Below are 15,265 nucleotides of genomic sequence, written 5' to 3'. Positions count from 1 at the left end.
TTCACATTCGTTTCATCAAATACCGAAGATCAACTGCTCGGTGAATTTTTTACGTGCAGCGGGAATACCGTCCAACAACGCCATCACGCCGCCACGTCCGAATTTCAACAAGGCATCGGGATGGTCGAACAACGTTACCAAACTGTGGGTAAAGCCGACAATAGCATGCGCATCCAAACGGCGGGCTGCCGCATATTGCTGCGCCAGTTTGCTGTTTTTCAAACTATGCGGCGCAGCAAACACCCGCGCCAATGCCAATGCGTCGCGCACGCCTAAATTCAAACCTTGGGCGGCAACAGGATGCATGGTTTGTGCGGCGTTGCCGATACAGATTACCCGCCCGCTATACACACGATTCAACTGTTTGAGCTGCAAAGGGAAAACGGCTGCTTCTCCGCGTTTTTTCAGACGGCCCAAACGATTGCCGAAAGCCTGCTCGAACTCCCGTGCAAAATCAGTAAATGCCATATCTTTCAAGGCCAAAGCATCTTCGGGCGTACGCGTCCAAACCAACCGGTAAGCGTCATGATAAGGCAGCAATGCAAACGGGCCGTTATCGGCAAAGCGTTCGTAAGCCGTGCCGTCGGTCGGCCGGTCGAATTCAAGCGTCGTAACCAATGCCGACTGCCGGTAGTCGTAGCTGTGTCGGTGCAGACCGGGAAGCTGCTCGGCAAGGTGTCCGCCTTCCGCCAGAATAATCCAATCCGCCGTGATACTGTGCGATTGCCCGTTATACATCACATCCAATTCGGCAAAATGCGAAAGCGTACGCACGTGCCGTACTTGGGTTTGCCACAGCACAGGCAGGTTTTGCTTCTCAAGCGCAGCTTCGCATTGGCGCATAATCACCGCATAATCCACAGTGCGCCCCAATTCGGCCGCATTCATATCCTCCGCACGCAGCAGAGTACGCCCGAAATGATCTTGCTGGGAAATATGCACGTTTTTAATACGGGTGGTTTCGTTTTCGGGCAAATCCACGCCTGCCGCTTGGAAGGCTTGCACGCTGTTGAACGATAAAGCCAGCGTGCGTTTGTCTTTAATTTCGACACCTTTGGCGCGTGCTTCTATCAACAATACCTGCTTTCCCTGTCGATGCAGTTGCAAAGCGGCCAGCACTCCGACAGGGCCTGCACCGATAACGGCAATCCGGGTATGCACGGGAATGGTTTGCATGATGTTCAGCCTGAATCGTTAGAATTACCGGTATTCTAACGGATTTGGAAAGCAGGTTGAACAAAGGCCGTCTGAAAGACGGTTTTCAGACGGCCTCTAAAGATTCTTTCAATTCATACAAAACTGAAATTTAAGATTCACACTTTCCCAACAATGCCTCAACATTCCGCTCCGTTGCTTCCGCAACGGTTTCGACAGGCACTCCGCGCAGTTCCGCAACGATTTCGGCGATTTTGCGTACATTTGCCGGAACGTTCACGCTGTTTGCCAGCATAAACGGACTATCTGTTTCCAAAACAATTTCACTTAAAGGCAGCTCGCGGGCAGCTTGGCGGGCTTTTTTGGCAGTGGGGTTCAACAACAGTGAACCGATACCGATTTTGAAGCCGCACGCCGTAAGCGAACGGGCTTCTTCCAAACTGCCGGAAAATGCATGGGCGATCCCGCCCTGTGTAAAACAGGTGGCTTTCACAACTGCCACCAATGCTGCGGTGGCCTTTAGGTTATGCAGAATAACGGGGCGGCAGTATTGCTGTGCCAATTTAAGCTGCTGCGTAAGCCATAGTATCTGGTATTCACGCGCCGCCAATGTTTGGTTTTTATCGTAAAAATCCAAACCGATTTCACCCACCCATGCTTGCGGATATTGCTGTAAAAAATTTTCCAGCCGGTTTAAATCGGCATCGACAGCCGACTCTGTAAACCACGGATGAATACCGAAAGCAATATGCACTTGCGGCAAACCGTTTAATGCCGCCACGTCGGCAAAATCGGCGGCGTGCGTGGAAGGCACGATAAACCGGCATATGCCCGAAGCCTCTGCTTCGGTAATAATATCGGGCAGATTATCCCGGAATAACGGGTCGGCAAGATGGCAATGGGTATCGGTGAATTTCATACCGGCTCAACCTAAAGATGCTCTCAACAAACAGCGGCCGTCTGAAAATCATTTTTCAGACGGCCTTTATATACGGCAACAATCCTTTATTGGTCAACAAAAGCGCGTTCGATCAAATAATCGCCGCGTTGCCCCATTTTCGGCGACACCACCAAACCAAATTCATTCAATACCGCGCTGACATCTTTCAACATGGCGGGGCTGCCGCACAGCATTGCCCGGTCGTGCTCGGGATTCATCATCGGCAAACCGATGTCTTTAAACATCTTACCGCTGCGCATCAAATCGGTAATATGGCCTTGGTGCGGGTATTCTTCACGAGAAACCACGGGGTAATAAATCAGTTTTTCTTTTACCATTTCACCCAAGTATTCGTGCTCGGGTAATTCTTTGGTGAAACGGTCGTAATAAGCTAAGTCTTTCTTGTAGCGTACCCCGTGAACCAAGATGATTTTTTCAAATTGCTCATATACGTCCGGGTCTTTGGTAATGCTCAGAAAAGGTGCGATGCCGGTGCCGGTAGAAAGCAGATACAGATTTTTGCCGGGGTTCAAATCTCCGCAAATCAATGTGCCGGTAGGCTTTTTGCTGATCAGCACCTCGTCGCCCACTTTCAAATGTTGCAAGCGGCTGGTCAACGGGCCGTCTTGTACTTTGATACTGAAAAATTCGAGATGTTCTTCCCAGTTGGCACTGGCCACGCTGTATGCACGCATCAGCGGCTTACCGTCCACCATCAGGCCCACCATCACAAACTGGCCGTTTTCAAAGCGCAGGCTTTCGTCGCGGGTGCAGGTAAAGGTGAAATAAGCGTCTGTCCAGTGATGAACGGACAATACGGTCTGGGTATTGAATGCTGCCATTGTCGATTTCCTAATTTATATGATTTTGAAAAACAGATTCTGAATAACGTTTTAATTAATGATAAAAGGCCGTCTGAAAAATTAAATAACCGCAGCGATCGGGCCGTCGCTTTTTTCCGACAAGTCTTCCGAAGTTTCATCGAATTGCAGGCTGTGCAAATCGGCATAACGCCCGCCCTTCGCCAACAATTCGGTATGCGTGCCCTGCTCTACTACGCGCCCTTCGTGCATTACCACGATATTGTCGGCTTTTTCAATGGTAGAGAGACGGTGCGCAATCACGATGGTAGTACGGTTTACCATCAGATTCTCCAACGCAGCCTGCACGAGACGTTCTGATTCATTATCTAACGCGCTGGTTGCTTCATCCAAAATCAAAATCGGGGCGTTTTTCAGAAGGGCGCGGGCGATCGCCAAACGCTGGCGTTGGCCGCCGGAAAGTTTCAAACCGTTCTCACCGATTTCAGTTTGCAACCCTTGCGGCATGGCCTTGATAAATTCCCATGCATTCGCCGCTTTTGCCGCCTGAACAATATCGGCTTCGCTGACTTTATTCATCTGGCCGTAAGCGATATTGCTGGCCACACTGCCGTTGAACAACACGACATCTTGGCTCACTAAAGCCATCTGCTCGCGCAAACTTTCAAGCGTGTATTCGCGGATATCGGTGCCGCCGATCAGCACTTGACCTTCGGTGGGGTTGAAAAAGCGCGGCAACATATTGGCCAACGTGGTTTTGCCGCAACCTGAAGCCCCCACCAAAGCAACCACCTGCCCTTGCGGAACAATCAGATTGACACCATTCAAACTGTTCCGCTCGGCTTCGGGATAACGGTGAACCACTTGGCGAAATTCGATATCGCCGGGGCGGTTATTCAAAGTCTGTACGCCACCGTCGGTTTCTTCGGCTTCATCCAAAAAGCCGAACACGCTTTCCGCCGCCGCCAAACCGCGCTGCAACGATTGCATAATACCAGTCATGCGCTTGATGGGATCAAACATCATGATCATGCTGGAAAGAAAGGCCATGAAATCGCCTGCGCTGAAATCAGACGAATGCGCTTGCGAAGCGGCAGTATAAATAATTATGGCCAATGCAACCGCTGCCATCAATTGCGTAAAACTGGTGCCGATAGAGCTGGCCGCAGATTGTTTGACGTTATTGCGACGGACATTATCGGAAACATGGTTGAAACGGTTGGTTTCGTATTTTTGGCCTCCGTAAACTTTAATCACACGCGCACCATCGATGCTCTCATTGAGCACCTGCATCATTTGACCGAGAAACTTTTGATTATACAGAGATAAATTACGCAAACGGCGGCTGACAAGGCGCACGCTGAAAGCAACCACCGGCAAAATAGCGAATGTAATCAGCGTCAGCTTCCAATCCAAATAAAACAATAAACCGAGCAAACCAATGACGCTGACACCGTCTTTCGCCAATACGGTAATCACATTGAAACCGGCATCGGTAATCTGACCCGCATCATTGAGCACGCGGGACATAATGCGGCCGCTGCTGTTACTGCTAAAATAATTTGACGGCAGGCGCATCAGCTTGACAAACATTTCGCCACGCATACGCTGCACCAGATGGCTGGAAAGGTAGGTGGTACAGTATTCATTGATGAAGTTGAAAATACCGCGCACCAAAAACAAACCGACAATCGCCAGCGGCATCCAAGTCATTTTTTGCATGTTTTTATCGACAAAGCCTTCGTTAATCAAAGGCTTAAGAAGATAACCGAATGCAGGCATGGTAACTGCCACCAGCAGCATGGATACAATGGCGACGGAAAAAACTTTCCAATAGCTTTTTAAATAGCCAAACAGTCGTTTGTATAATTCCCAACTCGACTGCTTTTTCGATATATGCATAATATAAAATTCGCGAGTAATCAATAAATTCGGTTTAGAGCAAGCGCACGATTCTAAACAAAAACTTTTCTCATCACAATATTTGTTATAGCTGTGCAACCGATGAAATAACGGCAACAAACTGTCAAAACTTCAGAAGGCCGTCTGAAAACCATTTCAGACGGCCTTCTGCATTATATACCTAACTGTTCATATATTATTTATAAATCAAATAAATAAAATAATCCGGCCAAAGCAGACAACTGCAAAGTATCACGCCCCCAGCGGCGGTGCTGTAAAACCCGCATCCACAATATGGGGCGGATTGTCTGTTTTACCAAGTTTTGGATGTTTTGTGGCTGCTGTTGCAGACATTCTTTCAACAATTTCACCGCTTCGGGCAATAAACCGTTCCGCTGAAGCACCAGCACCGTGGAATGCAGATAACACAACCAATCGCGACTTTGGCACTGCTCTAAAGTGAGTACGGTAAACGGATTGTCTTCAAAATCAATAAAGCCGATTCGCTCCCCGTCCGACATGATATTGCGTGCAAACGCTTGGCTAAGAAACTGTTTTTTACGATGTACTTCCGCAATGGCGTGTACTCCGGCCAACCAGCTGTCCAACTTTTTTTGTTCTGCTTCCCGAGTAATATGCTCCAACAGCGTTTGCCCGTCCAGCTCACTCATCATCAAAGCGTTTTCCTGTTGCGCCAAAAGCTCCGGCACACATACTCCGGCCGCCGATAATTCACGCAACCGCGCCACCTCGGTAGCAATAGCGGTCGTTCCGCCCAAGCTGGGAACAGGTGCAAGCACTCCCAAATGCAAAACTTTTACTACTACACCGAGCAGCCGATAACGCCATGCCGCATTATGCCTGCCGGCTTTGCGTATCCACACGGCTTTACCGTCGGGCAATACATGGCGCGCAACAGCATCATTTTGACTTGCCGCAAGTGTTTTTAACTGTGCCGTATAATCCGTCATCGTATCTAAATTCTTTTTTCCGTTACCACAGCAATTCTTTATTTTTTACAAACTTTGCTGATGATGGCTTTCACCGCATCGGCATCATTCGGTACCACCTGAACGCGCTGCGGTAATTTTTCCAAGCCTGCCAACGCAGCGGGGCGCGGCACGGCTACCTCTCCCACAGCCCCGCGGATGGTATTTTCAAACTTCGCGGCCAACGCCGTTTCCAAGCATACGACGATTTCGCCCGCTTCACGCACTTCACGCGCCACTTTGATGCCGTCGGCAGTATGCGGGTCAATCAACTCGCTATCAGTTTTATATACTCCGGCAATGGTTTGCAGACGATCTTGGTGTGTGCTCTTGCCGGATACAAAGCCGTATTGATGGCGGATTTTATCAAGCTGCGCACTTAAATCGAAACCTTCTCCCGCACCTACTTGCGTCCACAAAGCACGCACTCGGGCAGCATCCCTATCGGTTAAATCGAAGATAAAGCGCTCGAAATTAGAGGCTTTGGAAATATCCATCGAAGGGCTGGACGTTACCATAGTGTGTTCGGCCGTGCGCGGCAGGTAACGGCCAGTTTTAAAAAACTCATCAAGTACGTCATTTTCATTGGTTGCCACAATCAAACGGCCGATCGGCAAGCCCATCATGCGGGCGATATGGCCTGCACACACGTTACCGAAATTGCCGCTCGGCACGCAGAAACTTACTTTTTGCTCATTACTTTGCGTAGCTTTGAAATAACCGGCGAAGTAATACACCACTTGAGCCACAATACGGCCCCAGTTAATCGAGTTTACGGTGCCGATTTGGTATTCGGCTTTAAATTCGGCATCATTTTGAACGGCTTTTACAATGTCTTGGCAATCATCAAACATGCCTTCCACTGCAATATTGTGAATGTTTTCATCTTGAAGGCTGAACATTTGCGCGCGTTGGAAATCGCTCATTTTGCCTTCGGGAGACAACATGAAAACGTTAATGCCCTTTTTGCCGCGCAAGGCGTATTCGGCCGCCGAACCGGTGTCGCCACTGGTGGCACCGAGAATATTCAGCGTTTTGCCTTCTTTTGCCAACACATATTCGAAAGCATTGCCCAAAAACTGCATGGCCATGTCTTTAAACGCAAGGGTCGGGCCGTTTGAAAGCGCTTGAATCTTAAGGCCGTCTGAAAGTGTGCGCACGGGAGTGATTTCCGCACCGTTAAATACTTCGGCGGTGTAAGTGCGGTCGAGAATGCCGCGTAAATCGTCGGCAGGGATATCGGTTACGAACAAGCTCATGATTTCAAAAGCCAATTCCGAATAACTCAAACCACGCCACTTTTCCAAAGTAACCGCATCGATTTGCGGATAGGTTTCCGGCAGCATCAACCCACCATCGGGTGCCAGCCCCATCAGTAAAACTTCACTAAACGGTTTATACGCAGTTTCGCCGCGGGTGCTGATGTATTTCATGTTTTTTCTCTATTTAAATGATTGAAAAATATGTTTTTGTGTTTTAAGGCCGTCTGAAAAAATCAGAAGGGGCAGATTTCAAATAGCGGATATTGTAAACCGTAAACAAAATAACGGCACGTCTTGAAGCGAATAAGTTTTCATTTAATACCCATAACACTCATTTATGTCGGGCACACACGCGCCGTTCTATCTCACTCCTTATCGGGAGTGAATGGTTTTAGTATGTATTCGACCTTATTGTCGTTGATTTTTTTCAGACGGCCTCTTCCATAACAGGCCATCTGAAAAGTTATCGGCGGAACACCCGCTTCACACAGGCCGTTACCGTTTTAGCCGTTATCGAAGCAATGGCTTGATTACGCGTCGCAAGGCTGACCACTTGCATGATTTCGGCGGCAGTCATCTGGTTTAAAGCCTCTTCACTGGCGCAACCGCAGATTTTATCTTCCCATTCGCGCTGCTGCTTTGCCGTCATTACCAATGCGGCCATACGCCATTCATTGCGGTTGTTCAGTTCCACCCTGCATTGATTGTCTATGGCGGTTCTAACCAACGAATCCGCCATACCCATACCGCTGCCTGAAAAAGTGCCGTCCGTCGCACAGGCCCCCGTTAACAAAACGGCTGCCGTCAGCATGATTTTTTTCATCATTTATCCTTTATTTTCTGCAACATATAAAATAATTGCCGCACCGGCGGCATCCATATATATTGGCGGATATTGTACCGCAGCAGTTTAATTTTAGGAAAAACAATATACTGCAAAACAAGCAGATCGTTTTAAGCCTTTCGACTCGGTATAATGGCTTAATCGCCTTGCTATATAATCAGGCCGTCTGAAAAGAAAGAATCATCATGCCGGATTTATTTTCCCGTCAGCCCGACGCGCCGCTCGCAGAACGCTTACGCCCGCATACCTTGGACGAAGTGATCGGGCAACAACACCTTATCGGTGCAGGCAAGCCGCTCAGGGTCGCCGTTGAAGGCGGCAAACCCCATTCCATGTTGCTGTGGGGGCCGCCCGGTGTCGGCAAAACCACTCTGGCACGGATTCTGGCACAAAGTTTTCATGCCCAGTTTCTGCCTGTATCCGCTGTATTTTCCGGTGTGAAAGACATCCGCGAAGCCATTGAAAAAGCAGAAATCGCTTTGCAACAAGGGCAATCGACGATTCTATTTGTCGACGAAGTACACCGCTTCAACAAGGCCCAACAAGACGCTTTCTTACCGCATGTCGAGAGCGGCCTGCTTATCTTTATCGGAGCCACTACGGAAAACCCGTCATTTGAAGTTAACCCCGCCCTGCTCAGCCGTGCCCAAGTATATGTGCTGCAATCTTTAAGCCCTGCCGATTTGCAACAGCTCACCGATAAAGTCTTTGCCCTACCCGAATACGCCGACATGAGTATCAGCAAAGATGCCCGTGAATTACTGATTAATACGGCCGATGGCGATGCCCGCCGTCTGCTCAACTTATTGGAACAACTCTTACGCGCAGCCCAAACACAAAATATTACCGAACTCAGCTCGGAATTCCTTGCCGACAGCCTCGGCACGCAAATCCGTCGTTTCGATAAAGGCGGCGAAAGTTTCTACAATCAAATTTCCGCACTACACAAATCCGTGCGCGGCTCCCATCCCAATGCTTCGCTATACTGGTTTTGCCGCATGCTCGACGGAGGAGCCGACCCGCGCTATCTTGCCCGCCGCATTGTGCGCATGGCTTGGGAAGACATCGGTTTAGCCGACCCGCGTGCCATGCAAATCGCCAACGAGGCCGCCGCTACTTATGAACGCTTAGGTTCCCCCGAAGGCGAACTTGCCCTTGCGCAAGCCGTGTTGTATCTGGCTGCGGCTGCAAAATCCAACGCGGGGTACAAAGCCTATAACCAAATGCGTGAATTTGTGAAAAAAAATGCCAGCGATGAAGTACCCGTGCATTTACGCAATGCTCCGACCAAGCTCATGAAAGAATTAGGATACGGGCGCGAATACCGTTATGCCCATGATGAACCTAACGCCTATGCCGCAGGAGAAACTTATATGCCCGACGGTTTGCCTGAACCTGATTTTTACCAACCTGCACCGCGGGGATTGGAAATTAAAATCAGTGAAAAACTGGCTTGGCTGAAAAAACTGGATGAAGATTCAAACAAGTGAATGTTGAAATAACTGCCGCAAATCGATCTTTTTCAACTCATTGATTAGGCCGTCTGAAAGATTAGGCCGTTTGAAAACAACGATACTAAGTAAAAAAAATCCCACTGTATTTACAGTGGGATTTTTTTACTTTTAGCTCATTAGCGTTTTTTACCGGTTACGGTAGCAACAGCCAAGTTTGCATTACGTTTCAGAGCAACACTTTGCACGCCTTCAGGGAATTTGATGTCTGACAAGTGCAGAATATCACCGGCCACAACGGAAGCGCAATCCAATTCCAAAGCAGCAGGGATATCTTTAGGCAGAGCGACCACTTCAACAGTAGTGTTCAACAAAGAAACACGACCGCCTTGTAATTTAACCGCTTGAGAAGTTTCCGCATTAATGATATGTAAAGGAACACGGATTTTCAAAGGTTTGGTAGCATCAACAACTTGGAAATCGATATGTTGAACTTCTTGACGGAACGGGTGCATTTGGAAATCACGCACGATAACTTCTTGGGTTTTGCCGTCCAAAGTCAATTTAATCAACGCAGTATGGAAAGATTCTTTTTCCAGTGCGTAGTACACGGTTTTGTGGTCTACGGCAATCGCTACCGGCTCTTGGTTTTCACCGTACAGAACGGCAGGGGTTTTACCTTCACGACGCAGGCGGCGGCTCGCACCAGTGCCCTGTGCATCACGAAGCGTAGCTTGAATTTCGTATGACATATTAAAATACTCCAAAATTAAACAAAATAATCGTTTTCCACCGCGACCAGCTTCAAACGATAAGGGTTATGGCAGAAATACACTGCCGGTTGTCAACACATCTTCATTGAAAAGATATGAAACAGATTCTTCGTTACTGATACGGCGCACCGTTTCGGCCAACAATCCGGCAATCGTAACCTGACGGATACGTTCGCACTGACGTGCGGCATCTGATAACGGAATCGTATCGGTAACCACAACTTGGTCAATATCCGAAGAAGCAATACGCGACACTGCTTCACCCGAGAATACCGGATGAGTGGCATAAGCCAAAACTCTTGATGCACCGCGCTCTTTCAAAGCGGAAGCAGCTTTACATAAAGTGTTCGCCGTATCGATCATATCGTCGACGATCAAGCAAGTACGGTCTTGAATATCACCGATAATATTCATTACTTCGGCTACATTGGCTTTAGGGCGGCGTTTATCAATAATAGCCAAATCCACATTCAGCATTTTAGCCACGGCACGGGCACGCACCACACCGCCGATATCGGGGCTGACAACAGTCAGGTTTTCAATACGCTGGCGTTGAATGTCATTAATCAAAATCGGTGTCGCGTAAATATTGTCCACCGGAATATCAAAGAAACCTTGAATTTGGTCGGCATGCAGATCAACGGTCAATACGCGGTCAATACCTGCCGAATACAGCATATTCGCAACAAGTTTGGCTGAAATCGGCACACGCACGGAACGAGGACGGCGGTCTTGGCGGGCATAACCGAAATAAGGGATGGCAGCAGTAATACGGCCGGCGGAAGCACGTTTCAACGCATCGGCCATCGTCAACACTTCCATCAAATTGTCATTGGTAGGTGCACAGGTCGGTTGCAGGATGAACACGTCGCGTCCGCGCACATTTTCCAAAAGTTCAATGGCCACTTCGCCATCTGAAAATTTGCCTACAGAAGCATTGCCTAAAGAAATATCCAAGTGTTTAACAACTCTTTGCGCCAACTCGGGGTTGGCGTTACCGGTAAACACCATCAAACTGTCGTATGCAGCCATATCTTCATCACCTGGGTTTATGTTAGGGTTCCGCTCAGAAAACATCATGCTTCCTTTCGCCAGTGACCATTTTTAAGGAACCGCCATTATACGCGCCCTATTCCGCCATTCAAAGCCTTAAAGCAGCTTTATTGACGATAAACCAAGTAATTATACAAGATACCGACCATAAACAATATGAGCCGGCATGGCAACTCATAGCAACTGTAAAATGATCGGATTATCCGCCACTACCGGAACAAATCTTCGGCGCTTTGAATAACAACGTAAAAAGCGTGCAAGGTAACTTACACGCTTTTTAACTGGCTGGGGAGGAAGGATTCGAACCTTCGCATGCTGGAATCAAAATCCAGTGTCTTAACCGCTTGACGACTCCCCAACACTTTCAACCTTATATATCAAACAAAGGGTGTCGGTTTAAACCTTCCACACAATATGTTTCATATATGTTTGAAACTTGCCGGTATACAGACTCGGCTTCTTCTTCAGTGTCGAACCTTAAAAACAAGCAGGCGCCTGAGCCTGTCATTAAAGGATTTCCATATTGCTGAAGTATTTGATAAGCCTGTAAAACTTCAGGATATTCCTGAAAAACGACTGTCTGCATATCATTTCTGAATGGTTGCAGCGTTTGGAAAGTCGGCATTATGCTGGGTTCGGAATCCCGTGTCAAGCGTTCGTGTGAAAAAATCACTGCCGTGCTGACATGCACGGGAGGCTTGACGATAACATACCATTGAAGGGGAACGGAAATTTCTTGCAATTGCTCGCCGATGCCTTTGGCAAACGCGTTTTTTCCGAAGATAAAAAAAGGAACATCCGCGCCGAGTTTCACGCTGATATCGATTAATTGTGGTTTTGTCAGCCCGCAATGCCATAAACGGTTCAATGCCAGCAATACGGTTGCGGCATCGGAACTGCCTCCTCCCAATCCTCCGCCCATAGGAATGCGTTTTTCCATCCAAATATCTACACCGCTCAGGCCGTCTGAATGGACTTGCAAAGCGGCAGCGGCACGATAGGCCAAATCATTTTCGGGCTCTACGCCGGCAAGCGGGGTATGCAGGACGATTTTTCCATCGGTGCGCACGGCCAGATAGATAGTGTCGTACAAACCGATCAGGCAGAAAATACTTTCCAGATTGTGATAATCGTCGCTGCGCCTGCCGGTAATCCGTAAATCCAAATTCAATTTGGCCGGCGCGAGAAAAGCTTGTGCATGCTGTGGAATATGGATACTCATGGCAATTATCCGTTATCCGCGTGCAGCACATTGTTTGGGTGCATTACCGTCTTTTGCGGGAGACATTTGGTCAAATACCAGCCGTAAAGTCAGCTTGGAACTTTCCAATAGTAAAGTGCGGGGCGATCCGTCTGACTTCAGGGTACGTGAAATCGTCCACTCGAATTGTTGCAGGCGGCCGTCTGAAAGAAGTTGGTAAGGGGCGTTTTTGACCCACTGGCCGTTTGCCCACACATGCAGGTATTGCACGGGAAGCGAGTAGCCGAGTAAACGTTCGCTTAGCTCTTGCGCGGTACCGGCTTGATAGACTTTGCCTTTGCTGTCGACGGCCAGCACACCGCGGCTGTCCTGACAAAGTTGGCCGAGGGTATTGCCCAGAGGGGTGTTTACGTTGATGGTTTGCACTTGATTCTGGTAAGTCCAGTCAAAATTGGCATAAGAGCCTTTTTCGTTAACTTTTACTGCCAAACGGCCGTCTGCGGCGAAGTCGGCGATATCGGTTTGTGCGCGCCAGCTTTCTTGCGGCGGCATGTGCGGTTGTGCACAAGCTGCGAGCAATACGGCGACACACAATGAAATTTTAGAAACATCGAGTTTCATGCTGTTACCTGTATGTGGATTTGAATGATAAGGAAAGGCCGTCTGAAAGGCTTTCAAGCCGGTTTCAGACGGCCTGTTTTTGTCGGTACATTCAAACTTGACCTGTCGGAAGGGGGATAAGTTCGGCGGCATCCGAATAAGCCGTAATTTTGGAGAAGGCCGTCTGAAAACGGTAGAAGCTGTTCAGACGGCCTGACAAGTTAAGCTTTACTTCTTCTTTTTCGCTTTCTTGGCCGGAGCAGGCAGTTTCACGCCCAAACGTTGCAAGGTGCGTTTCAAGGCGGCTTTATCGCCTTCTTTCTTCAAACCTTCCTTCCATACGTTTTTAGCCTTTTCCCGCTCGCCAAGCGCCCACCACACTTCGCCCAAATGTGCGGCCACTTCAGGATCGGGATACTGCTCGAACGCATATTGCAGATAAGGCAGTGCGGCTTGGGCATCGCCTTTCAGATAATATGCCCAGCCTATGCTGTCATTGATGGCTGCGGATTCCGGCTCTTGCTGATAGGCCGCCTGAATCAGCCTGAATGCTTCTTCTTTATCGGACTGCGGCAAGGTAAGCAATGTGTAACCGAGCGCATTCATACCTGCGGCGCTGTTCGGGTTCAAACGCAGATAATGGCGGAAATCGGCTATGGCTTTTTCGGGCTGTTTCAACTGATCGACATACACCATGCCGCGTTGGTAAAGAATATCAGGCAACCGCTCCGCACCGTCGGGCTGTCTGCGGGCTTTGGCGGCCAGCGCGTTCAATTCGGCCAAGGCTTCTTGGGGATTGCTGTGTTTGGCCAAAGCAAACAGGTAAACCCGCTGCAAATCGCTGCTGTTGAAGAAGCGGCCCTGCTGTTCGGGCAGGCGTTGGGCACGGCGGGCTTCTGCAAGTGCCGTGCGGCCGTTGCCGGTTTCGGCTTCAATAGAGGCGCGCAATACCGCTTTGTCGAACACATAGTCGGGAGAGACGATTTTATCCGCCCATACTTTAGCTTGTTTGTACTGTTTGGCATCGGCATAGCGCATGGCACCGATAACCGCCGCCCTGCTCTTTTGCTCGCTGGTGCCGGTACGATAGGCTTTGTCGAGATAGTTGCCGGTTACCGAAAGGTTTTCCTCGCGCGTTACTGACAAAATGGCCGCCTGAATATACAAATCGGCATTCGGATTCTGATTCAGCAAGGCTTGCAAACGCGCATATGCTTTATCGGGCTGGTTGTCTGCAATCAGACTGCTGATTTCCATCTCCTGCCATACGGGAGAAAGGTTGCTGGTATCGGTTTCGGTAAAGAAACGGCTCAAAATCTGCGGGTTGCGTTGCGCCACCAAACGTAATGTAGCCTCGGTAGGCGGCAGGATTTCGGCATCCAGTTTCGACAATTTCTGCAAAGCGGCAACGGCATTTCTGTCTTTACCGTTTTGGGCGCTGAAAATCAAATCGGCAATCGCCGCTTCCGGCATTTCGGGATATTTTTTAGCGGCACGGTGCACCGCCTTGCCTGCTTTTCCAGCAAGATCGGCATGCAGAATGCTCATCTGCGCCAATAGCAGGAACACCCGGCGGGCGTGGACATCATCGGCGGTTTTGAGCACGTCTTGCAGGCCGTCTGCGGTTTTTTCGGTGTTACCCAGCACCAAATCGAGCGCCCACCCCATGCGTTTTTGGGCATTGCCCGGCACAGGTTCGATTTCCCGCCAAATTTGATAAATCTGTTCGGCCTGTTCGTAAGCATGCAGGGAAATGGCCATTTCCATCGCACGCTCGGCAATTTCGGGTTTTTTGGTACGGTTCAGCATAATCACATAAGTTGCCAATGCCGATCCTGCTTCGCCTTTCTGCAAAGCCATTTCCCCGCTCAGCAGTGTAAACAGTTCGTTTGCGCGCTCGACAATCTTTGTCCGGCGCGCATATTCCTGCTCATGCTCTTCCAAAGAATAAAAACTCTTTTTTACCGTAGCGGCACGCACTTTTTGCGGCATCTGCTTAGGTGCTTCATTGGCGGCATAACTATTGCCGGCAAACAGCATCATTACCGCCCAAACTGCGGCATGGATACGGGTTTTACCAAAAAACATAAACATTTCCTCGAATCTTCAAAAGTTACGGCCGCAAACTTTTCAGACGGCCTGTAACCGAATGTGCGATACTTTATCACAAGCCCGCCGCTTTGTTGATTATTTGCATTAGTCATATCGGCAAGGGCGTAAATGTAACACAACACCCGATAAAACGAGGCCGTCTGAAAACTTATTCCGCACCGG

13 protein-coding genes and 1 tRNA gene are annotated in these 15,265 nt (G+C 49.0%); 1 reads left to right on the top strand and 13 read right to left on the bottom strand.

What is annotated here, in order from left to right; all coding sequences use genetic code 11:
- Positions 1 to 15: 15 nt before the first annotated feature.
- The 7 genes from Q0X97_RS07830 to Q0X97_RS07800 form a co-directional block, all read right to left on the bottom strand.
- Positions 16 to 1,176, bottom strand: a complete 1,161-nt coding sequence (locus Q0X97_RS07830) for an FAD-dependent monooxygenase (RefSeq protein WP_302066780.1) — start codon at positions 1,174 to 1,176, stop codon at positions 16 to 18.
- Between the two features lie 130 nt (positions 1,177 to 1,306).
- Positions 1,307 to 2,074: a TatD family hydrolase gene (locus tag Q0X97_RS07825; protein WP_302066779.1), complete on the bottom strand. Its 768-nt coding sequence runs from the start codon at positions 2,072 to 2,074 to the stop codon at positions 1,307 to 1,309.
- Positions 2,075 to 2,160: 86 nt separating this feature from the next.
- Positions 2,161 to 2,937, bottom strand: coding sequence for a ferredoxin--NADP reductase (locus Q0X97_RS07820; RefSeq protein WP_302066778.1), 777 nt, complete (start codon positions 2,935 to 2,937; stop codon positions 2,161 to 2,163).
- An 81-nt stretch (positions 2,938 to 3,018) separates the two neighbouring features.
- A complete protein-coding gene (gene msbA, locus Q0X97_RS07815; protein WP_302066777.1) occupies positions 3,019 to 4,818 on the bottom strand; it encodes a lipid A export permease/ATP-binding protein MsbA in 1,800 nt (599 codons plus the stop codon).
- A 200-nt stretch (positions 4,819 to 5,018) separates the two neighbouring features.
- Entirely contained in the window at positions 5,019 to 5,789 is a 771-nt protein-coding gene (locus tag Q0X97_RS07810; RefSeq protein ID WP_302066776.1) for a hypothetical protein, read from the bottom strand.
- Between the two features lie 38 nt (positions 5,790 to 5,827).
- Positions 5,828 to 7,240, bottom strand: coding sequence for a threonine synthase (gene thrC, locus Q0X97_RS07805; protein ID WP_302066775.1), 1,413 nt, complete (start codon positions 7,238 to 7,240; stop codon positions 5,828 to 5,830).
- A gap of 292 nt (positions 7,241 to 7,532) precedes the next feature.
- On the bottom strand, positions 7,533 to 7,895 hold the full coding sequence (locus Q0X97_RS07800) for a hypothetical protein (RefSeq protein WP_302066774.1): 363 nt from the start codon (positions 7,893 to 7,895) through the stop codon (positions 7,533 to 7,535).
- Positions 7,896 to 8,098: 203 nt separating this feature from the next.
- Here Q0X97_RS07800 and Q0X97_RS07795 point away from each other — a divergent pair, with 203 nt between their 5' ends.
- Positions 8,099 to 9,403 carry a replication-associated recombination protein A gene (locus tag Q0X97_RS07795; protein WP_302066773.1) on the top strand — a complete coding sequence of 435 codons (1,305 nt, stop codon included), beginning with the start codon at positions 8,099 to 8,101 and terminating at the stop codon, positions 9,401 to 9,403.
- Positions 9,404 to 9,543: 140 nt separating this feature from the next.
- Here the strand turns inward: Q0X97_RS07795 and Q0X97_RS07790 are convergent, their stop codons facing one another.
- The 6 genes from Q0X97_RS07790 to Q0X97_RS07765 form a co-directional block, all read right to left on the bottom strand.
- Entirely contained in the window at positions 9,544 to 10,116 is a 573-nt protein-coding gene (locus Q0X97_RS07790; RefSeq protein WP_302066772.1) for a 50S ribosomal protein L25/general stress protein Ctc, read from the bottom strand.
- 66 nt (positions 10,117 to 10,182) lie between these two features.
- Positions 10,183 to 11,169 carry a ribose-phosphate pyrophosphokinase gene (locus Q0X97_RS07785; protein WP_107879702.1) on the bottom strand — a complete coding sequence of 329 codons (987 nt, stop codon included), beginning with the start codon at positions 11,167 to 11,169 and terminating at the stop codon, positions 10,183 to 10,185.
- A gap of 303 nt (positions 11,170 to 11,472) precedes the next feature.
- Positions 11,473 to 11,548, bottom strand: a tRNA-Gln gene (locus Q0X97_RS07780).
- A 12-nt stretch (positions 11,549 to 11,560) separates the two neighbouring features.
- The gene (ispE, locus tag Q0X97_RS07775; protein WP_302066771.1) at positions 11,561 to 12,412 is read right to left on the bottom strand and encodes a 4-(cytidine 5'-diphospho)-2-C-methyl-D-erythritol kinase; all 852 of its coding nucleotides are present in this window, start codon (positions 12,410 to 12,412) and stop codon (positions 11,561 to 11,563) included.
- 12 nt (positions 12,413 to 12,424) lie between these two features.
- Positions 12,425 to 13,012, bottom strand: a complete 588-nt coding sequence (gene lolB / locus Q0X97_RS07770; RefSeq protein ID WP_302066812.1) for a lipoprotein insertase outer membrane protein LolB — start codon at positions 13,010 to 13,012, stop codon at positions 12,425 to 12,427.
- Positions 13,013 to 13,219: 207 nt separating this feature from the next.
- Positions 13,220 to 15,079 (bottom strand): tetratricopeptide repeat protein, encoded by a 1,860-nt coding sequence (locus Q0X97_RS07765; RefSeq protein ID WP_302066770.1) that lies wholly within the window; start codon positions 15,077 to 15,079, stop codon positions 13,220 to 13,222.
- Positions 15,080 to 15,265 lie beyond the last annotated feature (186 nt).

This window comes from Neisseria sp. MVDL19-042950 (assembly GCF_030504625.1).
In the GTDB taxonomy this organism is placed as follows: Bacteria; Pseudomonadota; Gammaproteobacteria; order Burkholderiales; family Neisseriaceae; genus Neisseria.
Note: the sequence above shows the minus strand (reverse complement) of the source record. Positions and strands in the feature narration are given on the sequence as shown.

Excerpts from the sequence above, each read along its gene's own strand:
- ispE (WP_302066771.1), bottom strand. The coding sequence starts at position 12,412 with ATGAGTATCCATATTCCACAGCATGCACAAGCTTTTCTCGCGCCGGCC.
- Q0X97_RS07765 (WP_302066770.1), bottom strand. The coding sequence starts at position 15,079 with ATGTTTTTTGGTAAAACCCGTATCCATGCCGCAGTTTGGGCGGTAATG.
- Q0X97_RS07790 (WP_302066772.1), bottom strand. The coding sequence starts at position 10,116 with ATGTCATACGAAATTCAAGCTACGCTTCGTGATGCACAGGGCACTGGT.
- Q0X97_RS07785 (WP_107879702.1), bottom strand. The coding sequence starts at position 11,169 with ATGGCTGCATACGACAGTTTGATGGTGTTTACCGGTAACGCCAACCCC.
- Q0X97_RS07820 (WP_302066778.1), bottom strand. The coding sequence starts at position 2,937 with ATGGCAGCATTCAATACCCAGACCGTATTGTCCGTTCATCACTGGACA.
- Q0X97_RS07800 (WP_302066774.1), bottom strand. The coding sequence starts at position 7,895 with ATGATGAAAAAAATCATGCTGACGGCAGCCGTTTTGTTAACGGGGGCC.
- Q0X97_RS07795 (WP_302066773.1), top strand. The coding sequence starts at position 8,099 with ATGCCGGATTTATTTTCCCGTCAGCCCGACGCGCCGCTCGCAGAACGC.
- lolB (WP_302066812.1), bottom strand. The coding sequence starts at position 13,012 with ATGAAACTCGATGTTTCTAAAATTTCATTGTGTGTCGCCGTATTGCTC.
- Q0X97_RS07830 (WP_302066780.1), bottom strand. The coding sequence starts at position 1,176 with ATGCAAACCATTCCCGTGCATACCCGGATTGCCGTTATCGGTGCAGGC.
- Q0X97_RS07810 (WP_302066776.1), bottom strand. The coding sequence starts at position 5,789 with ATGACGGATTATACGGCACAGTTAAAAACACTTGCGGCAAGTCAAAAT.
- Q0X97_RS07825 (WP_302066779.1), bottom strand. The coding sequence starts at position 2,074 with ATGAAATTCACCGATACCCATTGCCATCTTGCCGACCCGTTATTCCGG.
- thrC (WP_302066775.1), bottom strand. The coding sequence starts at position 7,240 with ATGAAATACATCAGCACCCGCGGCGAAACTGCGTATAAACCGTTTAGT.
- msbA (WP_302066777.1), bottom strand. The coding sequence starts at position 4,818 with ATGCATATATCGAAAAAGCAGTCGAGTTGGGAATTATACAAACGACTG.